We start from the raw sequence: 22,179 nt of genomic DNA, 5'->3' as shown, positions 1-22,179 counted from the left end.
GTCTTTAATAGACTTACTGCGCCTGCCACAACGTTTCATTTTCATATAATGATTCAATCGTTTCACGCGGACGAATCAACTGATGATGGTTACCAGACACCATGACTTCGCTAGCACGTGGACGCGAATTATAGTTGCTACTCATGGTAAAGCCATAAGCACCAGCACCCGTGATAGCCAATGTATCTCCCACTTCTAATGCTAATAAGCGACCTTTTGCTAAGAAATCTCCCGTCTCACAAATTGCACCAACGATATCCCACGGTTGCGTACCATCCGTGTCGATACCTTTGCTCGGTAACACACTTGGAATCACTGCCATTTCTGCTTGATACAGTGCAGGACGAATCAAGTCGTTCATTGCTGCATCGACGATAGCAAAGTTCTTGTGTTCGGTAGGCTTTAACACGTCGACACGCGTTAATAGTACGCCCGCATTTGCAACGATACTGCGGCCCGGCTCAAAGAATACCGTAAGGCCAAGCTCGCTTAGTTTTGGTAATAATGCAGCAGAAAACTCATCCATAGATACAGGCGTCTCATCGATATAACGCACCCCTAAGCCACCACCTAAATCTATATGACGCAGCTCGATACCTTTTTCACGAAGGGTATGTATCAACTCAATTACTTTGTCTAATGCAGCAACGAATGGCTCTACTTCCGTCAACTGCGAACCAATATGACAATCAATACCGACGATATCGATATGCGACAATGCGGCTGCTTGCTCATAGACAGCGACAGCGTCTTCGTGCGTGATACCGAACTTATTGTCTTTTAAACCGGTTGAGATATAAGGATGAGTTTTGGCATCGACATTGGGATTGACTCGTAGAGATATCGGTGCCGATTTATCTAGTTGCTGTGCCACTTCATTAATTAAAGTCAGCTCGCTAATAGACTCGACGTTAAAGCAGCCGATACCTTGGGTGAGAGCATACTCGATATCGCCATAAGTTTTGCCGACGCCTGAGAATACAACGCGTGCAGCATCCCCACCTGCAGCCAATACTCGCATCAACTCACCACGCGAGACAATATCGAATCCTGCACCCGCCTGAGCCAAAACACCGAGCACCGCAAGATTAGAGTTAGCTTTAACGGCATAGCAGACCTGATGTTTTAGACTGGCAAAGCTATCGGTATAAGCCTGATAAACATCCAATATCGCCTGCTTTGAGTAGACATAACATGGCGTATCATAGCAATCGACCAATTCAGTTATACTGACCTGCTCCATATGTAAAGCATCGTTGCGATAATTCAGCGCAGGCAAATGAGCAGTTAAGGCTTCAGGGTTGATATATAACCCTTGTTCTGTTTGGGTCGTCACTGTAGTCATTGTGGTTATGTCTCTCGTCAAATCAGGTAAGTTTATTCGGAATTATTAATACTCTCAAACGATTAATAATCGTTAGAATCTTCGTTCACGTCTGATAGTGCTTGCTCTAAATAGCGAGCGTTCTGTTCATCATTACTTACCGATGCTGCATTGTTTGACTCTCCAGCATTAGACAGCATCTCTGACCCTGCCGCCTTTGAGCTGTTGGAATCGGCTAGATAGAGGTCGCCCTTTTGCCCGCAGCCCGTTAACCCTAGCATGACCGCACTACCGATAATCAATGCAGAAACGGCACGGCGACTGGCGTTAATAGATAAATGAGAATTGCACTCAGTGTTTGAAACACGGCGTATAGTAAGCATAGGGCAAATAACCTTGCAGCAGTGTGAATATGATTGAAAACAGGACGTTTACGACTGAAATATTCAAAATATTATAATCTATGTAAGCATAGCATTGTATCAGTAAAGCAGTAAGCCTCTTGAGGGTGATTGACCAATAATTTTGCTAACTTTATGATTTATAAATACGGCTTATGACGATAATAATTGATACGTATTATTTGGTAAATTGTGAAAAACCGACACAATTTATATGGCAATTGTTGTGTGTGAAACACGGTTTTATGGTGCAAAACACGGCTAAACACATTTTGAAAAACTTTCTTACAATTTTTATTGCGGGCAATCTTGCCTTTATAGCACTTACTATTTGATGGCTATATTCGGTGCACAGGTGTAACAGTGCTTGACGATGTTCAATCTTAAACCTTATAGTTACTGTGGTATAAGATACTAATTGTGTTACATTATACTCCGAAAATATCGCTTTGATGGATTGCTAGAAGCAACCAAACAAAGTGACGAGTAGGGATTTATTGGTAGACCTGTAAGCGTGATATCGCTTATTTCATTTTTATGAAAGGTCTGCTGATTTTTGTTTGTTCGGCGGAAATTAATCCGCTATGATTCACCCCTTGTCAAAAAACATAATCTAAGGATAGAGCATGAGCGATAGCACCCCCATCTTTAATGATCGTAATACTGGCAGATCAAAACTTATCAACCCTACTTTGGTTCTCAACTGTGGTTCATCTTCTATCAAATATGCGCTAATCAGCGAAGACGAATCCACTCGTATTACCGGTCTTGCCGAAAACTTGGGGCTTGATACCGCTCGTATTAAACATACTACTTTAAACGGCGAAAAACTTGAGATTACCATCCCTGGTGGTCGTCATGAATTGGCACTACAAAAAATCCTAGCACTACTTGAGCAATATCATTTTGTCGCTGTAGGACATCGTGTGGTTCACGGCGGTCGTGAGTACTCAAAAGCCGTCCGTGTTGACCAACATGTACTTGATGAAGTAAAACGCTTAAAAATCCTAGCACCTCTACACAACCCTGCCAATGCATTAGGTATTGAAGCGGTTGAAGCCATTTATCCTGACATCCCACAAGTGGTCGTTTTTGATACTGCTTTCCATCAAACGATGCCACCAGTTGCTTACCGCTATCCAATTCCAAAAGCACTATACGAAGAAGAAAAAATCCGTCGTTATGGATTCCATGGTACCTCACATGCTTATGTCTCAGAGCGTGCCAGCGAAATTACAGATGCTAAAGGTCCACATGGTTGGCTGACCGCTCATCTAGGCAATGGTTGCTCAGCGACTGCCGTCTATAACGGTGAAAGCTTGGATACGAGCATGGGTCTGACCCCGCTTGAAGGCCTAATGATGGGTACGCGTAGTGGTGACGTCGATCCTAGCTTGCACATTCATCTCAAGCGTAAACTGGGTATGAGCCTAGAAGAAATCGATACTATGCTCAATAGTGAAAGTGGCTTATTGGGTATCTCAGGTCTGTCGAATGACTTACGTACGATCGAACAAGCAGCGAATGAAGGCCATAAAGATGCTCAACTCGCTATCGAGATGTTCTGCTATCGTGTCGGTAAATACCTAGCCAGCCTAAGCTGTGCGCTACCTGACTTTACTGGTATCGTCTTTACTGGTGGTATCGGTGAAAACTCAGCAACCACACGTGCTCGCATCTTAGACGTTATGCGTCATTTCGGTATCAAGTTTGATGCTGAAAAGAATGATGATTTAGTCGGCGGTGCAGAAGGCAGCTTCCAAGACGAAGGTAGTAGCATCGAGCTGTGGGTTGTCCCAACTGATGAAGAATGCCAGATCGCTAAAGAAACCCGCCAAGCATTAGGTCTAAAATAGAAAATAGCTCGGCTATTACAGTGATGCTTATTTAAGGGCTTATGTCGTATAAATATTTTTATATGACATAAGCCCTTAAGTAACGGCTCTACTGACCAATTACTGCAAGCGAAAGCAGCAGCCATCATTTTAGCCAGTCAGCAACACCTCTCTCACGGATATAATAAAATAAATAGTAGGATATGCTATGCAAACCATTTTACTTGTACCTATTAGTCGCGGTATCGGCCTGACATCAGCAGCGCTAGGTCTCATTCGTGCGCTCGATTATAACGGCGTTAAAGCCGGTTTTATGAAGCCATTTCTGCAAGATGATACGCTCGATAAGCAAAACAGCCTAGACAGCTCAAGCGCATTAACCATGCATGCATTTGGTCTGACACCGCCTAAATCTATCAACCGTCAGCGCGTTGAGCGTATGATTGGTGATGGCAATCTTGATGAATTGATGGAAGAAGTGATCGAAAACTTCCATAGCATCGGTGATGACCAAGACGTCGTGATTTGTGAAGGTTTAGTACCCACTACTGAAGCCTCTTATGCATCACAAATCAACCGTGCTATTGCCCATGCTTTAGATGCCAAAATCATCTTTGTTAGTACAGTCGATACCAAAAACCCAGCCCATTTAGCCGATAAGCTGGATGTGCATGCTCGTGAATTTGGTGGTATCGCGCATGAGCGTACTTTAGGCTGCATCTTGATGCGTGTGCATGATGTGCCAAATACCTTTGACACTCAGCCAGTAGCGCCGGGCGAAGCTATGGTCAGCTTGGATGCTGGCTTTATGCAAGAAGTGAAGCGTCTGTCACCACATTTTGATACCGATCGGTTCCGCCTAATCGGCGTGGTACCTTTTAGCGATTCATTGTCAGTACCCCGTACGTGGGATATCGCCGCAGAGCTAGATGCTACTTGGTTAAATGTCGGTGAAGCAAAGACACGCCGTATCAATCATATCAGTTTGACAGCTCGTTCAGTCGCGCGCGTTGATGAAGTATTCAAACGTGGTACGCTCATTGTCGTACCTGGCGATCGTGATGACCTGTTGCTCGCCGCTGCATTGGCCTGTATTAACGGTATCCCGCTAGCAGGTCTGGTACTGACTGGTGGCGTCTCACCAAATGCAACCGTCGCTGAGCTATGGCAATCTGCACTCAAAACAGGTATTCCTGTCATGAGTGTTGAAACAGATAGCTTTGAGACCGTACAGAGCTTGATGCACATGAGTGCTGAGATTCCAAACGATGATATTGAGCGCGCACAAGAAGTCACACGCTATGTGGCCGCTCACTTAAACCTGAGTTGGATTAAAGAATACTTTAGCCATGACCATCAGCCGCGCCTATCGCCTGCCGCCTTCCGCCATCAAGTGGTCAAAAAAGCACAAGCAGCTAAGAAACGCATCGTATTACCAGAAGGTGCTGAGCCACGTACGGTAGAAGCTGCCTGTATCTGTCAAAGCCGTGGTATCGCTGATTGCGTACTGCTCGCAAAACGCAGCGAAGTGGAACAAGTTGCCAAAAATCGCGATTTAATCTTGCCAGAAGGCATTGAGATTATGGATCCTGACACGCTTGATATGAGCAAATATATCGCTGCTGTCGTGGAACGTCGCAAAGGCAAAACCACCGAACTGGTCGCTGCTGAACAGCTTGAAGATACCGTGTTCCTAGGTACTATCATGCTACAGATGGGTGAAGTGGATGGATTGGTCTCAGGTGCGGTGCACACGACTGCCAACACCGTACGTCCAGCATTCCAGTTGATTAAGACTGCACCGCAGTATTCATTGGTATCTTCTATCTTCTTTATGCTGCTACCTGAGCAAGTCGTGGTGTATGGTGATTGCGCCATCAACCCTGATCCAACAGCTGAAGAGCTGGCTGAAATCGCTATCCAATCTGCCCAGTCTGCGGCGGCGTTTGGTATCGAACCAAAAGTAGCAATGATCAGCTACTCTACTGGCTCATCAGGTACAGGCGCGGATGTCGAAAAAGTCATTCGTGCGACCCAAATCGTTCGCGAACGTGAGCCAACGCTTGCCGTTGATGGCCCACTACAGTATGACGCAGCATCGGTCATGAGCGTGGGTAAACAAAAAGCACCTGACTCACCCGTTGCCGGACAAGCCAACGTCTTTATCTTCCCAGATCTCAATACGGGTAACACCACGTATAAAGCGGTACAACGTAGTGCCAACGTCATCAGTGTTGGGCCGATGCTACAAGGTTTGAATAAGCCAGTAAACGATTTGTCACGTGGTGCATTGGTCGACGATATTGTCTATACCATCGCACTGACCGCTATTCAGGCACATAGCGACCTGATTTAATTTTTTAAATAAATTAGGTAAGACATACCTTATAAAGCCGATTATCCTCGTGATAGTCGGTTTTTTATTAAGCCTATTTTATGAGTTTTTAGCACTTATAGTTTTCTGGTCTTTGAGCTCTTGTAGTGACATATACCTGCTTGCCCACTACAATAGCGCTATCGTTTCTTTTGAATCCACCATCACGTTTTTCTTACCAGCCATTTGACCTATTTATATCTAATATGACCGACAATTTATGCTTAATATGACTAACCATAAACAGACTCAACATCCTGCGCCTGCCATCCGTGCTTATCTTGGTGGCTCATTTGATCCTGTGCATAAAGGTCATTTGCAAATAGCAATGTACGTCTATCAACATTTATTGCCGATGGCGAAGCAGCTAAATCATGAGTTGCATGTGTCACTATTGCCCAATGCTCGCTCACCTTTTAAACAGGAAAGTACCGATCCCAAGCATCGTTTAGCTATGTTAAAACTAGCGACAATCAATACACCGATACAAATAGATGAGCTTGAGCTTTGGCAAGCGCCACCTGTCTATACCATCGATAGTGTGCGTGCGTTACGGCAGCGCTATCCGCATGACAGTTTGATATTCATCATCGGCATGGACAGTGCGCTGAGTTTGAGCAAATGGAAAGAAGGGCTTGGGCTGACGGACTATGTCAATCTGTGGATTTTTAATCGCGATAGCTTGTCTGATGTTGATGTTAAAAATAACAGTTTTGCCGAAAATACGAAAAATTTAGTAGACGAAAATCACATAACGCAAGACGTGACCAAATTGCAGTCACAACTACCCGCGGAGCTGCAATGTTTGGTAATCGACTCACCGACTGAATTGATAATGGCCAACACTCAAGCACTGGTAAATAAAAGCGCTCTAAAAAATAACTATCAAGGCCACATTTATATAGACCCGCGCCCTGTGACAGCCGTATCCAGCACGCAAGTACGTCAAAAACTTCAGCAAATCTCTCACGCATTAAATATAAAGCATACTGCCGAAATGCAAATCGCATCTTTGCAACCAATAAATGATATCATGTGCAATACTGAACTTAATCCATTAGCTAAATGGCTAAATCCTGCTGTTTATCAATATATTATCGCCCATCAGCTATATTCTGCTGCTCAATTCCGTTAAAATCGCCTTATCTTTGTCACTTTGCCTATCCTGTCTGTATATGTGACGGGCGACATCTAGTTCATTCGACAATGCCAACGCATGCAAATTGACGATTTACCTTTTTATTTTTAATGTTTACGATTCAAGAGATCAAAATTTATGACCAACACCATGACCGAAGAACGCTTAAAAGAATGCTTAGCCGTTGTTGAAACTGCTCTAGACGACATGAAAGCAAAAAACATCACCGTGATGAATGTAGAAGATTTGACTGACGTAACAGAACGCATCATCATCGCTGATGGTACGTCTAAGCGCCATGTACGCGCGATGGCTGACAGTGTCGGCGCTGAAGCCAAGCAAGCTGGCTTTATGCCACTTGGCCGTGAAGGCGGTATCGACTCTGATTGGACGTTGATCGATTTGGGCGCTGTTGTCGTCCATATGATGACGCCACAAGCTCGTGAGTTCTATGACTTAGAAGGCCTATGGTCATCACCAGAGCAGTTGGCTGAGCTAGTCGCTGTGCCACGTGAAAAGAAAACTGCGGGTCGTCGTAACAAAAACAAATAAGAGTGTTGATTACGATACTCGTTCAACATTGAAAAAAGTACCGCCAAAAAGACCAGATGATTATTCTGGTCTTTTTTTTATGTAAAAATAAGCGGTTCTGCATCTAATACACGCACTGATAAATATTCTGAAAATGGTTCAAGATTACGCTAAGATATCAGCAACCAGTCAGCATTACTGCCTCAAAAAACAACCAACCATCAGAGCGGCTTATGAGCACAGAACCGATGATATCTACGTTACCAGCAACGGCACAAAGCAAGCCAGACTTTAACCAAGACCTGCCGCTACATATCGCCAACTTAACCTGCGTCCGCGTTGGTAAAGCGATGCCATTTGCCCGCGAAGAGATGAGTGCCATCGATAAAGCACCAATCAAAGCGCCTGTCGCCGTCAACTTTATGGGCTTAACCACTGATGAACAGGCTGACCGTAAGCATCATGGTGGCCCGCTAAAAGCCGTGCATCAACTGGCACCTGCGACTTATGAAAAAATCAATGCAGCGTTTAGTCTAAAGGTACGCGTCGGTACATTGGGCGAAAACCTCACGACCGAAACCGTCAACGGTCTACCGGAAATGACTGAGTCTACGGTTTGCATTGGTGATGTTTTTCAATATGGTGGACATTTTGAAAACGGACAAGATAATAGTAATGATGGTGATAGCGTTCAGCTACGCATCGTTCAACCGCGGCGCCCCTGCTACAAAATCAATGATCAGATCGGACAGTTTACCAAAGTACCAAATATCGCGGCATGGGTGAGTAAACAAGGTATCTCTGGCTGGTACTTTCAAGTCGTACGTGATGGTCTAATTGATGCGGACTTACCCGTATATTTAATCGAGCGCCCCTATCCGTTTGCAACGCTCGAAAAGTTATGGCAACTGGCCAATTCTAAAGAAAAATATGATGCAGAGTTGATTGAGCCATGGCTCGCGATTAAGTGTTTGGAAGAGAGTTGGAAAAAGGTGTTGGCTAAGAAGATTCGGAAAGGTTAGTCCGATTTTAAGGAACTAATTTCATCAAGGATATTTGTAATAAGATGCCATTTTCATGCATAAAAAATAGTGTAGAGATTTTTAGTTTTTCTTTTTCTACAGATGAATGGACTGATTTTAAAAAAACTCACCATCAAACAGATATTTATATGTCTTGTTGTGACGCTAAAGCGTTACCTAAAACCAGTCATTACGGCACTCAGTTTTTTGCTCATAAAAAACGTGGTGAATGTCCTGTTACCGACGAGTCTAGCGAGCATATGTATGCTAAGTACTTATGTGCCCGAGCAGCCTTAGAAGTTGGATGGCAAGTTGAATTTGAAAGGCGATCAGATGATAAGAAGCCGAACGTCTGGATTTCTGATTTAATAATTTACAACGATAAAGTTGCCATCCCTGTAGAAATACAGTGGTCGTCCCAAACATTTAGTAGAACTAGAGAAAGACAAGCAAAGTATCATTCTAGGCTATTTAAATCTTTACCTATAAGAGCAGTATGGCTTCAAAATGTTGGAAAAAGAAAACTAAAAAGTTTAGAGTTTCAACAGAAGAGATGGTTACCTCTTTTTGATTTACAGCTGATGAACTCGGCTCCTCTGCACGATAGGGTGACAAAAGAGTTTATAATTTCAGGTATCAAGCCTTTATCAATATTGTTGAGTCCTAGAACTATACTTTGGCAAGCCCTTAAAGGTTCAAATTCTAACAATGATGATGTAATGACTTTTGAGCTGACAGATTTTATCAAACACTTACTAGCTGGTGATATCCAGTGGTTTCCAAGTAGAAAATTACCTATATTTGCCTATCCTAATATTGGCTCTACCAAATGTCCAAAGTGTAGGAAATTAACTAATTTGATTCAAGGTATAGATTTTTATTTGCCGAACGTGCATGACTCTTCTTCTTGCTTGTTAAATAGTTTACCTCTATCAAAGCTCGCTAACTTCGAGTATCAAAGCATTATAGAGCAATTAAATAGTTATCAATGGCAGGCTAAGCTTGGCCATGGCGAGATATTCCTATCAGAAAAAAACGATTTTCTGTTAAACCATTGCCGTTACTGTGAATCTGAAATAAGTACATATATTAGTGAAAAATTAGCTTCCTCAAGACGTAGACATAGTGTTGACAAAAACTTTTATATAAAACTTTATAAAGAGGACAGATTGTTAAATCATGTTATTAAAGACTCATTAAAGCTAGTTCACGGGTGGTACTTTGTAAAATAGTATAATCAAAATTAATTGAGTAACTACTCATTGATATAATATCTGCAGTAATAAATCATCATTGTTTTTATCACTTCCAAACAGAGCATTTCATGGTAAAAAACATCTTCTTAGCATTTGGCCTAACACTGCCTTTGATTGGCTGCGTGACCACTACCTCTCCAGTCGCGACCACCAAAAGCTACATCGTGGATAGTAAAACCTACCAAGCCACTGGCAAAAGCGAACGTATCAAAACCATCGTGCTGCACTATACGGTTTCAGACAATGACCGATCTATCAAAACACTGACCACAGGCAAGGTCAGCGCCCATTATCTGGTATTAGATAATGACGATGATAAAATTTATAATCTAGTACCAGAAAACGAGCGCGCTTGGCATGCGGGTGACGGCAGTTTTGCAGGACGGACGATATTAAACGACACCTCTATCGGCATAGAGATTGTCAATACAGGGATTGCGCCTGAGTATCAAAATGCCCTAAAAGACGGCCAGCTGGCATATCATCCTTATGACCATTATGTCGCTTTTGACGAGTTACAGATTAAAAAGGTCGCAGAGCTGGTGCAAGATATCACCGCGAGATATGACATCTCACCAAAGAATATCATCGGTCATTCTGATATGGCACCCTCTCGTAAGATCGACCCCGGTGCCAAATTCCCATGGGAGCAACTGTATAAAGAGTACGGTATCGGCGCTTGGTATGATGAAGCGGACAAGCAAGAAATTATGAATCGGCGTACCTTGGTCGCGCCAAGCGTGCAGGAGATCAAGCAAGCCTTTCGCAAGTATGGATATCAAGTCAATAACAGCGACGAGTGGGACAACGCCAGTCGCGATGTCGTCTATGCGTTTCAGCTACACTTTCGACCTCTGAATCCAACGGGCGAAATAGATTTAGAAACTTATGCTATTTTAAAGGCATTGAATAAGAAGTATGCTGATACCAACGATTTTTATTAACCCTTTCATATCATCAATAATAAACGAGCTGTACAAGGAATTTTATGAGCACATTGTTTAGCGTAAATTTGAATAAATTGGCTTTAATCCGTAACTCTCGCGGTACTGACTACCCTAACTTATTGTATTTTGTGAAAAAGCTGATTGACCTAGGGGTTAAAGGCTTTACCGTACATCCAAGACCCGATGAGCGTCATATCAGATACCAAGATGTCTATGATATCAGTGCATTTTTGGCGGACTATCCAGAGATTGAGTTCAATATCGAAGGCAACCCGAATGAGCAGTTCTTAAAGATTATCCGTGAGGTAAAGCCACATCAATGCACGCTCGTACCAGACAGTGACGATCAACTGACCTCTGATCATGGCTTTGACATCATCAAACATCATGAATTTTTATCAACGTTGAGCAAAGAGCTAGAAACGTTCGGTACGCGCTGTGCGGTATTCATCGACCCTGATATCGAACAAATCAAAGCGGTCATTGAGAGTGATGTACAGACGATCGAGATGTATACCGAAGAATGGGCGCGCGCTTACAGTAATGGTAAGAGCGATGACAATATTGATTTCGATGAGGTCAAGCAACGCTTTAGCGACTGTATCACCCTAGCCAATCAAAACGGTATCCGCGTCAATGCGGGTCATGATTTGAATTTGGATAATTTGGCTGACTTGCTCGCACTTAGTGATATCGCTGAGGTGTCGATTGGTCATGCCTTTACGATTGAGTCGCTAGAGCAAGGCATGGATAATGTCGTGCGTCAGTATTTGGCGATATGTGAGTAAAAATGTAGAAGGAGTCGATATGAGTGACTTAATACGTGAAGAGCAACAAGACGAGCTTGAGAAATATCTAGAAGAAAAAGCCAAACAAGCGCAAGAAAATGAGCAGGAAGCGAAACCGCTTTCTGCTTATGATGCTTGTGTGCTAAAGGAAAGTGCTAAGATTCATGAGTTGATCGCTGAGGCTTGATAGGATGAATCGTCAAAGTAAGACGAAAAAGCACTTTAAAAAACTAACTAGACATCATAGAGAAACCAATAAATTTTAATAATAGTATTAATATGAAGGTAAATAACGTATTAGCTGTTCATAATCTTCGTATTTATCTGCTACCCAGTTATTGTTTAAGGATATTAACTGACCTTGTCTAAATTCACCGTCAATTGTATAGCCACATTCAGCTAAAATATCTTTAAAATTTTTCATAGGATATTTATCAACGAATAGACTGTGCTTTTTGAACTCTTTAGGTAGCGATATAATCTTAATCTTTTCTGGTAAAATATTTTTTTTAATGTAGCTCAGCTCCCATCGAAGACCTTCAGAACTTCCTTCTAAAATAATTATTAAAGCTGCATTATGCAAATACTTAGTTATATAATCTTGCCATTTTTCGTCAGGCAAATATATTTTTTTTGCACCAAGTGTTGGTAGATAATCATCAGGACTTCCTAAAGCAACTAATGTAATATGTTCCTTTAAATATTCAGTTAAATAATTATCAATAGTGATACCTAGTATTGAATCTAAGACATTTAATCGAATATTACTCGGTCTTGCAACAATCTTGTCAATCTTGAAATCTCTCAAAAAAAGTACATATGGTTCATTTTCTAATGCAGTTAGTTCAAGCTTTGCAATTGAAGCTAAAGAGCGCTGATGTAAACGTGATCCTTTGACAACTATTAAAAACAAAACGACTAGAATCCATGTACTTTGAATTCCAGTCTCATAATATATGAATAAAATCCATATTAATAAAAGCAAGGCAATTATAATTGTTGTCCATTTGAAGTTCATTCGTACTATTTTCTTCTGGCTCCTAATATCTATTTTTCTTATTTTTTTACTGATATGAAGAGCAATACTAACTATTATGATCGCATTAAAAAAATGAGAGAAGATTATAAATCCTTCACAACTTAAAACGTTTAATCTACATTTTTCGAATGGTGTCATAATGAAGATAGTAAATAAAAATAAGTTTATATAACTTATTAAAGCAAAACTAAGTCCCCACAGCGGGTTGTGACGGCCTGCATATTTTTTTAAATAATACATACTCCCATAGTAAGCAATCAAAATTACAATTAACGTTAACAAAATTTACCCTTATGGCTGAGTTTAAATACGCATTGAAAAATTATTGACTAATTTGAATGTAGTAAAAAAAATTATTAGAATGTACTCACTTGATTATTCTCGGAAAGTTATCAACGTTCAACTTAGAGAATCTCTTCTAGCTAACCACTGTGTATGCTCTCTTGAGAAAGCAGTTTCACAATCGGATATGAACTCTGGATAATTTTCAAATAAATTAGTATTAATTATTCTAGTCATCTCAACTTCTATATCAGCAATTTCATGAGCTGTTAAGTTATATGCAGCATTGAGTTCATTAAACCTTTTAGTTTGTAACCATGTAAAAGAGCATGTTGACAAGAATATGCACAGTTCTATGGGATAATATTTATATTCAGGAAATATACTTTTTAGAACAGCGAAGACTAACGCACATACTAGCAATACTACTATTGTATGACTCCAAAACTTACTTCTTTTACCATTATATTTAGATTTTTTAATGTACCATTCTTTTTGAGATTGTATTCTTTCTTTCAAATAGTACTCTGCTCTCTGTTTATCTGAAAAGCTTCTAATTTTTTTCATCTTTTCAGTTATTATAGATAAGTTGTCATCGCTTATTATCATATCTCGGAAAATTAATTTATGTTCTTCTCTTAGTCCCTTGATCTTAATAATAAAATCTTTATTAACTTTATCAATGTTAAGATCATGTATGAAAGGCTCTCCACCAATTATGTACTTCCAAGTAAGAGATTTCACAGATTCAGCTAGTGCTCTGCTTCTATACCATGATTTCTCTTTTTGTTCAGATACTAATGACCACATTGAAATAACACAAAATACTAATGATATAACTAATAATGCTAGAGATATTTTGGAGGTGTCAGTAAAAAGAGCTAACCCTATAGAAATTGTTCCTAAAAAAGCATTTAATTTTATTTTATTTAAATATTCCTTTTGACTATCGATAGAACATTTATCTGCCATACAAAAAACTGTAGGGAAGTCACTATCCTCAAAAGACTCATTCATAACCTAGCTCTCTATACACACTATCTTTATAAACTAAATTACCTTCCTCTTTCTTCTGAAAATTTTCAAGCGCATATGCAATAATATTAGGAGAGAAAGGTAAAAATAATACTCCCTTATTCTTCAAAATAGGAGGGCATCGTATATTATCAAAATTTCTATTTCCATCAAGGTTGATGCCTATTATTCTACAATTCTTCTCTAGCGCAACCTCCATTTCCCATCTGACAAACTTATGCTTACTTTTAGTATCTGCACCTATTAACGATATGAATGTGCCAGACATATTTATTCTTTCTCTAATCAAACCTTTAATATATTCTTCATTTTCAGAGTTGATTGCTTTTTCAATCTAAAAGTCTGCAAAATTAAAGTCAAATCTTGTATTAGCTTTCCAAGCTTTCATTAGTCTAAAGTATCTAATATCAGTTGAACTAAACCCAACAAAAGCACGTGGTAATCCCATAAAATTTCTCTCGTTGTTATTAAAGTAATGTTGTATCAATATAACAGAATTTATTGAAAACTGTATAAAATTAAACATTTATCGCTTAATATTTTATGCTTCAAACTGTCTATGGTAGGTTATGCGCTAATCTAAAATATTAATTAAAACTTAGCTGAAATTTATGCTATCTATAGTAGTTACCTTGAAACATGGTTTAACCCTAGTTGCAGCGTATATACATGGCACAGAACAGGGTTGCAGACGCTTAGTTAGGGACGTTATCGCTGAGTCAGGAACGAGCCTAGCCTTAGCGACTGCCCCTGTGTCAGCCAAGATATTAGCGAAAAGCAGGAATAGCTCCCCTAAAAAATCGTTGGGTGTCGCAAGCTCCACACCAACCTACTCCGCATCACTTGATATCAAAGTTAAGTCAATATGTAAAACACCCAAACACAAAAAAGGTGAGCCTAAGCCCACCTTTTTCATTTGTAGAACAATATTCTAAACTAACTTAGTTAATCTTAACGAAGTAAATCAAGGCATCAAAAAACTTTATATATTACTCAGCTCTTTTAACTCTGATAGCGCCTGCTCCGCCTTATCGTCCGACACAAATATATGGTCATGATAATAGGCAGCGATCACATTGGCACTGATACCTTTTGAGGTTAGTTTGGTTGACACGGCTGCGGTTAGACCTACCGCTTCTAAACTTGAATGCACCGTTAGAGTGATTTGCCGAAACACGCTTTCATACTGCAAACCTGTCTCATCAGCGTTGTCTTTTGTCAAAACCAGAGTCAACCCTTCTGTCTCCACAAACGTCGCTATTGGCGCTAAGTTTATGTATTCCGCTAGCTGTCCTGCTACGGTACAAAACACAAATAACTCATCAACCAGTGCTGGCTGCATCGAACTCAATAGCTCATTGATATCTGTAATTCCTGACATGGTATGACTCCTAAATGTACTTAACCCTAGTATTCAATGCTAATGATAGATATATTACCACTTGATTGTCATAACAAGGATAAGCCATGTACACCTTATACGGTAATAAAATATCCGGAAATAGCTATAAAACGCGCCTAACTTGCGCGTTATTAAACATTGATTACCAATGGATTGAGGTCGATATATTGACGCAAGAAAGCCGACAAGAGACATTCTTACAAATCAATCCATTAGGCCAAGTACCAGTTTTATTAATCGAACCTGACGACTCATCTATTGGTTGCAAACCTACCAAAATATTAGAGTCTAATGCCATTATTAGATATTTGGCGGATGGTTCATCACTTATTCCAAACGCTGCCATAAAATATGCAGAAATGTGGCAATGGTTACTCTATGAACAAACCGAGGTTCGACCTAATATAGCCTCTGTGCGTTTTATTAAAAAATTCCAGAATATGATACCCAGTCGGTTGGCCGAATATCAGCAGAAGCTTGATAAGTCAAAAGACATTCTTAGTTATTTGAACGAACATCTTCAAAATAAAGCCTACATATTAGGAGATGATGTGAGTCTTGCGGATATTAGCTTATATGCGTATACGCATAATGCAGAGGAAGGTGGGCTGGAGTTATTGCCTTATAAAAACTTACTCAATTGGCTTAAACGTATCGAATCACTGCCCAATTTTGTGAGGCTATAAATAGCCACCTTGGGGATCAGCTCTCCTGCTTCTTAAACATCCGAACGTCAAACACAAAAAAGGTGAGCCGAAGCCCACCTTTTTTATTATCTAAGATTAATTCAAGTTTTCCTAGCGCAACCAAGCACGAGCGTTACGGAACATACGCATCCACGCGCCGTCCTCATCCCACTCTTCTGGTTTCCAGCTATGGTTATACGCTTTTAGATTACGCTCAGGATGCGGCATCATAATCGTCACACGACCATCAGTGCTACACAGACCCGTGACACCGCCGACAGAACCGTTTGGATTGAGCGGATAGGTCTCAGTTGGATGACCTTGGCTATCGACATAACGCATGGCGAGCTGTCCGTGTTTTGCCATACCGTCGATTTCGTTGTTGTCTAGAGTGGCATAGCCTTCACCATGTGCCACAGCGATTGGCAAGATACTGTCTTGCATACCTTTGAACAGGATAGACTTGGTACGCTCGACTTTTACGTTGACCGTACGCGCCTCAAAACGAGCCGATTGGTTGGCGATGAAGCGTGGGAAGTTATCTGCACCTGGGATGAGGTCTTTTAACTGAGCCATCATCTGACAACCGTTACAGACACCTAGTGAGAAGGTATCAGGACGGGCAAAGAAGCGGACAAACTGCATGCGTAACTCGTCATGGAACAAGATAGAGTTCGCCCAACCAGAGCCAGCGCCCAGTACATCACCATAACTAAAGCCACCACAAGCGACCAGACCGTCGAAGTCACGTAGATTGATGCGACCATTCAGTAGATCGCTCATGTGTACATCGACCGCTTCAAAGCCAGCTTGGGTAAAGCCTGCTGCCATTTCCGTTTGACCGTTGACGCCTTGCTCGCGCAAGATAGCGACTCTTGGCTTGCTGTTATCAGAATCAGCACGGCTGTTTACATACGGCTCTTCAACTTTTTGATTCAAATCAAAGTTTGGCGCAGCGATCAAACCTTTATGGCTAGCATCAGCGATTAAGTCATACTCTTGCTGTACGCACGCTGGGTTATCACGGCGGCGAGCGATTTGATAGCTGACCTGAGTCCACGCTTGCTGTAATTCAGTACGGCTAAAGCTGAGAGTATCATCACCCATGAGCGTTGGCGTTTGGATAAGTAGACTGTCTTCTTCTGAGCTTTGACCCACGAGGCTGAGCATATCAGCAACGTTGAACTCTTCTGCCAATTGCATTAAAGCTGCGACGTTTTCTGGTAATACTTGGATGACGGCACCCAGCTCTTCACTGAACAGCTGACCGAGTAAGTTATCGTCCGTCAATGACAGCTTGATACCTTGACGGCTGGTGAACTGCATTTCAGCAATAGTTGCCAATAGACCACCATCACCGATATCGTGATAGGCGCTGATGACGCCTTGCGCGTTGCCCGCTTGGACAAAGTTAAAGAAATCGACCAAGTCGCTTGGCTGTGCTAAATCTGGGCAATCTTTACCCAACTGGCTAAGCGTTTGCGCAAGGATTGAACCGCCTAGACGTAGCTTGCCTTTAGACAAGTCAATACGGTAGAACGCGCTGTCACCATTGATTAGCTCAGGGGTTAGCGTTTTTGCTACATCAACCACAGGAGCAAAGGCAGTAATCACCAAGCTCATTGGTGATACGACTGATTTATCCGTCTCACCTGCTTCACTGCTGTCAGTCCAGTTGGCACGCATCGATAGCGAGTCTTTACCAACTGGGATAGCGATACCCAATGCTGGGCACAGCTCTTCACCGACTGTATAGACAGCGTCAAACAATGCTGCGTCTTCTGCATCATCACCGCAAGCTGCCATCCAGTTCGCTGACATCGTAATATCAGATAACTGAGCAATACGCGCACCAGCGATGTTGGTAATCGCTTCGCCAATTGCGAGTCGTGCTGACGCTTGTGGGCTGATTAGCGCAACTGGCGTACGTTCACCGATACTCATCGCTTCACCGCTCATCACCTGACCATCGAGTGCGATCAAGCCTGACGCTGTCACCGCACAATCCGATACTGGCACTTGATAGCGACCAACATACTGATCGCGCACGACCATACCAGTGATAGAGCGGTCACCAATGCTGATCAAGAATGATTTGCTAGCGACGGTTGGATGACGCAAGACGTCTTTGATAGACTCAGCTAAATTAACATCGCCAAGCTCTAGTGCAGGTAAGCTGGTTTCATGACGCTCAAAGCTACGCTTCATCTTCGGCGTGCCACCTAGCAATACTTGCATCGGCATATCGACAGGTTGGTCTTCTAGCAACTCGTCATTAACAACCAATTGACGCACATCCGTGGCTGATCCCAAGATGGCATACGGGCAACGCTCACGCGCACAGATCGCATCGAATTGGGCTTCGCTTTCTGGGCGAATCGCGAGGACATAACGCTCTTGCGCTTCATTTGACCAGATGGCCATTGGTGACATGCCAGCTTCTAACGAAGGAATTTTACGCAGGTTTAGTACTGCGCCCATCTCGTGGTCATTGACCAACTCAGGCATTGCATTAGAGATACCGCCCGCGCCCACATCATGCAATGACACGATAGGGTTGCCGTCTTTGCCATTATTGCTGGCATCGACATCACTACCGGCTAGTGCCCAGCAACGGTCCATCACTTCTTGGCAACGACGCTCCATCTCAGCATTGTCACGCTGAACTGAGGCAAAGTCCAAGCCTTCATCAAGTGAACCACTATCAACAGAAGACGCTGCACCACCACCCAGACCAATCTGCATGGCAGGGCCACCAAGGACGATTAATAAATCACCTTGTTGAATGGCATTTTTTTCAATGAGGTTGCGTTTGATATTGCCGTAACCACCTGCCAGCATGATTGGCTTGTGATAGCCGCGCATCTCGCTGCCGTCTTTTGCCGCTGACGTATCCAACTGGAAACTACGGAAATAACCGCATAGATTAGGACGACCAAACTCGTTTGAGAAGTTGGCTGAACCCAGTGGTGCTTCAGTCATAATCTCAAGACTGGTTGCCATACGATCTGGCGTGCCATAGGCCTGAGTGCTCAATTGACCTGACTGCTCCCACTTTTCAGCGAGCTCCGGAATATGCAAATGTGATACGTGAAAGCCTGTCAAACCTGCTTTTGGCTTACCGCCACGACCTGTTGCGCCTTCATCACGAATCTCACCACCAGCACCCGTCGCTGCACCCGCATACGGGGCGATAGCCGTTGGATGGTTGTGCGTTTCGACTTTCATCAGAATGTCGATTGCTTCTTGATGGAAGTCATAAGGATGGGCAGAGTTTGCGTCCATCGCGTCAGTCGGAATGGGGTAAAAACGCATACCGTCAGACCCTGCCATCACAGCAGCGTTGTCTTTATAGGCAGACAAGATACCTTGTGGATTAGACTGGTAGGTATTTTTAATCATTTGGAACAGTGACTTTGGCTGTACTTCACCATCCACTGTCCACTCAGCATTGAAAATCTTATGACGGCAATGCTCTGAGTTTGCCTGTGCAAACATCATCAGCTCAACGTCAGTTGGATTACGCTTAAGCTCATTGACATAAGCATTCATCAAATAATCAATATCTTCACTAGATAATGCAAAACCAAACTGGGTATTGGCAGACTCTAGTGCTGACTGACCTTGTCCGATGACATCAATATGATTCAATGATGCTGGCTGCTCATCATCAAACAATTTGTTCAAATCGTTCAAATCATAAACCAAGCTCTGCGTCATACGGTCAAACAATAATTGCTCAGCGTCTACTGGTAGTTTTTCGCCTGCGTCACCATCAATGGTTAACGTATAAACAACCACACGCTCAACACGGTTGAGCTCGATTTCACAGTTATTAAAAATATCAGTCGCTTTACTTGCCCATGGCGAAATCGTGCCAAAACGTGGACCAACGATGACTTGTATCTGATTAGCTTGTGGGTCGGCGAGCACTGTCGCACTGTCAACAGCGAGTAGGTCTAACGCCTTTTTATGTTCATCACCTTCGAGCTTGCGTGATAGCACATACACTTGCTGGGTACTTATTTGACTGACATTGAGCTCGGTTTTTTGCTGAAACTGACTGATGAGTTGCTGCGTCTGAAAATCGGTAAGAAACGGTTGTCCGGCGATGGTCATCATAAAGGCATAATCCGTAAGATCAAGGCATCTCTGCCATGCTAAGTAAATGGTCTGCGTATTATAACAAGAAGCCCTGTAATAAGCAGGTCTAAACCAAGATAAATTGCCGAAAAGCGCATTTATTGAACTCGCAAACGGTTAGCAAATAATTGCCTTGTTCTTCCCTTTGACCTTCTCCCTAATCTACTCTTTAGGCTTCTATCTTCGACATCATATTGCATACCATTTTTTTAGAACAGAAAGCTTGAGCACCTATAGTCGATTTCATCTAAAAGCAGTGAAAGGCAACTGAGTGTAGATGTACATTAAATACCTCAAGCGAAGTTAACGCGGTAACACTTTTATAGTGAAATGAGTATAACGTCACAATTTTTACTTAACCCTTATACTCCTTACAAACTCTCACATCGTATTACTGGCAACCTATATAAATAGACTACTGGTTATCGGTATTCTAAATACGAATTGTCAAAAAGCTAAAAATTAATAAATAAAAATCTACCTAACAAAAACTTCATAACTATTAACCCAATAATATAAAGAAAAGGAAATTTACTATGAGCAGACAAGACCATATCGATAAGGTGCAAGAACTGGTAAAAGACATCAAGTTTGCCATGATGACCACTCGCACTCATGAAGACCATCTACATGCCTGCCCAATGACTACCAGTGAGACAAGCATTGGCGCAAAAGAAATTTGGTTCATCGGTGATAAGACCACTGAAACGGTCAAAGATATCGAAAGAAATCCGCAAGTCAACTTAGCCTACGTCAGTCAAGATGCTAAGAATTATGTCTCTATCAACGGTAAGGCAGAATTGGTCGAAGACCAAGAAAAGTTAGATGAACTGTGGTCGCCAATTTACAATGCGTTTTATGAGCAAGGTAAAGAAGATCCAAATATACAATTAATTAAGGTCGTACCACACGGTGCAGAATACTGGCTCAGCGGTAGCTCAGTGGTTAACATGTTTAAGATGACCACAGCTGCGGTGATGGATGGTAAGAAAGCGACCAATCTAGGTGAAAATAACTCAGTGACTTTATAAAAATTAGTAATGTTATAAAAAACTGTTATGTAAAAGCAAAATAGTAGAATACAAAAACGCCAGTGGCTAATGCGACTGGCGTTTTTTATGTTTGGTATTTTGTCTCTTATTTCACAGTAGAATAAAAGTTATGATTATTGCGGTGGTTTCGCATAACCATTGTCTGCTGGATAAGCCTGTGGCTGCGCTGGCTTGGGCTTAGAAGGATCGTACAGCCCATAAACTGCCGTACCGATTACACCCGTATTATTGATAGAGCCCGAGCTGGTATTGGCAGCATAGGCACTCTCTGGCTTGCTAAAAATAAAGGATGCCACCGAGCTCTGGCTCTTACGGAAGCCTTCAATCACCAAATCATCATTGGGATTTAGCACATATCCACTATCATAACGGCTGGCAGCGCTGCCATTGAGGACGTTTATTCCATCGACACTAGCGACGATCTCATAAGTATTGGCGCTATTATTATGATACACCAGACGGTAGGCCTGACCTGCTTGACCTTGGACATAATAATTGCCCGAGTCTCGATAAAGTGATAGTGCACCCGTATCTGTTTCCATCGAAAAATCAACCTTGCCAGCCAGTAGCGACATGCTATTGACGGCACGGCCAGTATAGGATTTATCTGCATAACGAACCTGCATCTGCTCAATAGGCTCAGGATTGGTACGGCGCAAATCAACAGTAGTGACCTCCGAATTAACATCATCACCCCATTTGGTACCCAAGCGTTCTGATTCAGCAGCATCCTGAGTAGAACGTTCTGCAGCAGAGTCTGTTTGAATGGATTTTTCTTGCTGAATAGTTGAAGTGGACTGCTCTTGCATATTTGAGCCAGAAGAACACCCTGTCAATAATGCCAATAGTAATACGGCAGCGCCCGACTTTTTCTGATGTGATGTCATGCCTATTTCCTTATTTGAATGACCTCTCGTCATACTT

19 protein-coding genes are annotated in these 22,179 nt (G+C 42.1%); 11 read left to right on the top strand and 8 right to left on the bottom strand.

Features of this window, described 5'->3' with window-relative positions; all coding sequences use genetic code 11:
• Window positions 1-13: 13 nt before the first annotated feature.
• Complete coding sequence (gene lysA / locus I6E83_RS01725) at window positions 14-1,345, bottom strand: diaminopimelate decarboxylase (protein WP_197099726.1); 1,332 nt, start codon at window positions 1,343-1,345, stop codon at window positions 14-16.
• A gap of 62 nt (window positions 1,346-1,407) precedes the next feature.
• Window positions 1,408-1,707 (bottom strand): LPS translocon maturation chaperone LptM, encoded by a 300-nt coding sequence (gene lptM / locus I6E83_RS01720; protein WP_197099725.1) that lies wholly within the window; start codon window positions 1,705-1,707, stop codon window positions 1,408-1,410.
• A 644-nt stretch (window positions 1,708-2,351) separates the two neighbouring features.
• Between lptM and I6E83_RS01715 the strand changes: the two genes are divergently transcribed.
• The 9 genes from I6E83_RS01715 (at window position 2,352) to I6E83_RS01675 (ending at window position 11,803) form a co-directional block, all read left to right on the top strand.
• Window positions 2,352-3,581, top strand: coding sequence for an acetate/propionate family kinase (locus I6E83_RS01715; RefSeq protein ID WP_197099724.1), 1,230 nt, complete (start codon window positions 2,352-2,354; stop codon window positions 3,579-3,581).
• A 187-nt stretch (window positions 3,582-3,768) separates the two neighbouring features.
• Window positions 3,769-5,916 carry a phosphate acetyltransferase gene (gene pta, locus I6E83_RS01710; protein WP_197099723.1) on the top strand — a complete coding sequence of 716 codons (2,148 nt, stop codon included), beginning with the start codon at window positions 3,769-3,771 and terminating at the stop codon, window positions 5,914-5,916.
• A gap of 247 nt (window positions 5,917-6,163) precedes the next feature.
• On the top strand, window positions 6,164-7,069 hold the full coding sequence (locus tag I6E83_RS01705; RefSeq protein ID WP_227680762.1) for a nicotinate-nicotinamide nucleotide adenylyltransferase: 906 nt from the start codon (window positions 6,164-6,166) through the stop codon (window positions 7,067-7,069).
• 141 nt (window positions 7,070-7,210) lie between these two features.
• Window positions 7,211-7,624 carry a ribosome silencing factor gene (gene rsfS / locus I6E83_RS01700; protein ID WP_110921901.1) on the top strand — a complete coding sequence of 138 codons (414 nt, stop codon included), beginning with the start codon at window positions 7,211-7,213 and terminating at the stop codon, window positions 7,622-7,624.
• Window positions 7,625-7,851: 227 nt separating this feature from the next.
• The gene (locus I6E83_RS01695) at window positions 7,852-8,625 is read left to right on the top strand and encodes an MOSC domain-containing protein (RefSeq protein WP_197099888.1); all 774 of its coding nucleotides are present in this window, start codon (window positions 7,852-7,854) and stop codon (window positions 8,623-8,625) included.
• A gap of 44 nt (window positions 8,626-8,669) precedes the next feature.
• Window positions 8,670-9,857 carry a hypothetical protein gene (locus I6E83_RS01690; RefSeq protein WP_197099721.1) on the top strand — a complete coding sequence of 396 codons (1,188 nt, stop codon included), beginning with the start codon at window positions 8,670-8,672 and terminating at the stop codon, window positions 9,855-9,857.
• 92 nt (window positions 9,858-9,949) lie between these two features.
• Complete coding sequence (locus tag I6E83_RS01685; protein ID WP_197099720.1) at window positions 9,950-10,825, top strand: N-acetylmuramoyl-L-alanine amidase; 876 nt, start codon at window positions 9,950-9,952, stop codon at window positions 10,823-10,825.
• Window positions 10,826-10,869: 44 nt separating this feature from the next.
• Window positions 10,870-11,616, top strand: a complete 747-nt coding sequence (locus I6E83_RS01680; protein ID WP_197099719.1) for a pyridoxine 5'-phosphate synthase — start codon at window positions 10,870-10,872, stop codon at window positions 11,614-11,616.
• Between the two features lie 19 nt (window positions 11,617-11,635).
• The gene (locus I6E83_RS01675; RefSeq protein WP_197099718.1) at window positions 11,636-11,803 is read left to right on the top strand and encodes a hypothetical protein; all 168 of its coding nucleotides are present in this window, start codon (window positions 11,636-11,638) and stop codon (window positions 11,801-11,803) included.
• A gap of 87 nt (window positions 11,804-11,890) precedes the next feature.
• Here I6E83_RS01675 and I6E83_RS01670 read toward each other — a convergent pair whose 3' ends face one another.
• The 4 genes from I6E83_RS01670 to I6E83_RS01655 all read right to left on the bottom strand — a co-directional run bounded on the left by I6E83_RS01670 (window position 11,891) and on the right by I6E83_RS01655 (window position 15,353).
• Entirely contained in the window at window positions 11,891-12,937 is a 1,047-nt protein-coding gene (locus I6E83_RS01670; protein ID WP_197099717.1) for a hypothetical protein, read from the bottom strand.
• 117 nt (window positions 12,938-13,054) lie between these two features.
• On the bottom strand, window positions 13,055-13,954 hold the full coding sequence (locus I6E83_RS01665; RefSeq protein ID WP_197099716.1) for a DUF4231 domain-containing protein: 900 nt from the start codon (window positions 13,952-13,954) through the stop codon (window positions 13,055-13,057).
• A complete protein-coding gene (locus I6E83_RS01660; protein ID WP_320158376.1) occupies window positions 13,947-14,294 on the bottom strand; it encodes a TIR domain-containing protein in 348 nt (115 codons plus the stop codon). The genes I6E83_RS01665 and I6E83_RS01660 overlap by 8 nt, the downstream gene beginning before the upstream one ends.
• Before the next feature lie 660 nt (window positions 14,295-14,954).
• A complete protein-coding gene (locus I6E83_RS01655) occupies window positions 14,955-15,353 on the bottom strand; it encodes an ACT domain-containing protein (protein WP_197099715.1) in 399 nt (132 codons plus the stop codon).
• A gap of 86 nt (window positions 15,354-15,439) precedes the next feature.
• Here I6E83_RS01655 and I6E83_RS01650 point away from each other — a divergent pair, with 86 nt between their 5' ends.
• Window positions 15,440-16,060 (top strand): glutathione S-transferase family protein, encoded by a 621-nt coding sequence (locus I6E83_RS01650; RefSeq protein WP_197099714.1) that lies wholly within the window; start codon window positions 15,440-15,442, stop codon window positions 16,058-16,060.
• A 111-nt stretch (window positions 16,061-16,171) separates the two neighbouring features.
• Here the strand turns inward: I6E83_RS01650 and purL are convergent, their stop codons facing one another.
• Window positions 16,172-20,182: a phosphoribosylformylglycinamidine synthase gene (purL, locus tag I6E83_RS01645; protein ID WP_197099713.1), complete on the bottom strand. Its 4,011-nt coding sequence runs from the start codon at window positions 20,180-20,182 to the stop codon at window positions 16,172-16,174.
• A 557-nt stretch (window positions 20,183-20,739) separates the two neighbouring features.
• On the opposite strand from purL, the gene I6E83_RS01640 reads away from it, so the two are divergent.
• Window positions 20,740-21,234: a pyridoxamine 5'-phosphate oxidase family protein gene (locus I6E83_RS01640; RefSeq protein ID WP_197099712.1), complete on the top strand. Its 495-nt coding sequence runs from the start codon at window positions 20,740-20,742 to the stop codon at window positions 21,232-21,234.
• Between the two features lie 134 nt (window positions 21,235-21,368).
• Here the strand turns inward: I6E83_RS01640 and I6E83_RS01635 are convergent, their stop codons facing one another.
• Window positions 21,369-22,142, bottom strand: coding sequence for a hypothetical protein (locus I6E83_RS01635; protein ID WP_197099711.1), 774 nt, complete (start codon window positions 22,140-22,142; stop codon window positions 21,369-21,371).
• Window positions 22,143-22,179: the final 37 nt, after the last annotated feature.

This window comes from Psychrobacter sp. SZ93C1 (assembly GCF_015864635.1).
GTDB classification, from domain to species: Bacteria; Pseudomonadota; Gammaproteobacteria; order Pseudomonadales; family Moraxellaceae; genus Psychrobacter; species Psychrobacter fozii.
This window is presented reverse-complemented; position numbering and strand designations above follow the sequence as displayed.

What these genes read in the sequence shown, in the direction of transcription:
- lysA (WP_197099726.1), bottom strand. Translation starts at nt 1,345, where the DNA reads ATGACTACAGTGACGACCCAAACAGAACAAGGGTTATATATCAACCCT.
- lptM (WP_197099725.1), bottom strand. Translation starts at nt 1,707, where the DNA reads ATGCTTACTATACGCCGTGTTTCAAACACTGAGTGCAATTCTCATTTA.
- I6E83_RS01715 (WP_197099724.1), top strand. Translation starts at nt 2,352, where the DNA reads ATGAGCGATAGCACCCCCATCTTTAATGATCGTAATACTGGCAGATCA.
- pta (WP_197099723.1), top strand. Translation starts at nt 3,769, where the DNA reads ATGCAAACCATTTTACTTGTACCTATTAGTCGCGGTATCGGCCTGACA.
- I6E83_RS01705 (WP_227680762.1), top strand. Translation starts at nt 6,164, where the DNA reads ATGACTAACCATAAACAGACTCAACATCCTGCGCCTGCCATCCGTGCT.
- rsfS (WP_110921901.1), top strand. Translation starts at nt 7,211, where the DNA reads ATGACCAACACCATGACCGAAGAACGCTTAAAAGAATGCTTAGCCGTT.
- I6E83_RS01695 (WP_197099888.1), top strand. Translation starts at nt 7,852, where the DNA reads ATGATATCTACGTTACCAGCAACGGCACAAAGCAAGCCAGACTTTAAC.
- I6E83_RS01690 (WP_197099721.1), top strand. Translation starts at nt 8,670, where the DNA reads ATGCCATTTTCATGCATAAAAAATAGTGTAGAGATTTTTAGTTTTTCT.
- I6E83_RS01685 (WP_197099720.1), top strand. Translation starts at nt 9,950, where the DNA reads ATGGTAAAAAACATCTTCTTAGCATTTGGCCTAACACTGCCTTTGATT.
- I6E83_RS01680 (WP_197099719.1), top strand. Translation starts at nt 10,870, where the DNA reads ATGAGCACATTGTTTAGCGTAAATTTGAATAAATTGGCTTTAATCCGT.
- I6E83_RS01675 (WP_197099718.1), top strand. Translation starts at nt 11,636, where the DNA reads ATGAGTGACTTAATACGTGAAGAGCAACAAGACGAGCTTGAGAAATAT.
- I6E83_RS01665 (WP_197099716.1), bottom strand. Translation starts at nt 13,954, where the DNA reads ATGAATGAGTCTTTTGAGGATAGTGACTTCCCTACAGTTTTTTGTATG.
- I6E83_RS01655 (WP_197099715.1), bottom strand. Translation starts at nt 15,353, where the DNA reads ATGTCAGGAATTACAGATATCAATGAGCTATTGAGTTCGATGCAGCCA.
- I6E83_RS01650 (WP_197099714.1), top strand. Translation starts at nt 15,440, where the DNA reads ATGTACACCTTATACGGTAATAAAATATCCGGAAATAGCTATAAAACG.
- purL (WP_197099713.1), bottom strand. Translation starts at nt 20,182, where the DNA reads ATGATGACCATCGCCGGACAACCGTTTCTTACCGATTTTCAGACGCAG.
- I6E83_RS01640 (WP_197099712.1), top strand. Translation starts at nt 20,740, where the DNA reads ATGAGCAGACAAGACCATATCGATAAGGTGCAAGAACTGGTAAAAGAC.
- I6E83_RS01635 (WP_197099711.1), bottom strand. Translation starts at nt 22,142, where the DNA reads ATGACATCACATCAGAAAAAGTCGGGCGCTGCCGTATTACTATTGGCA.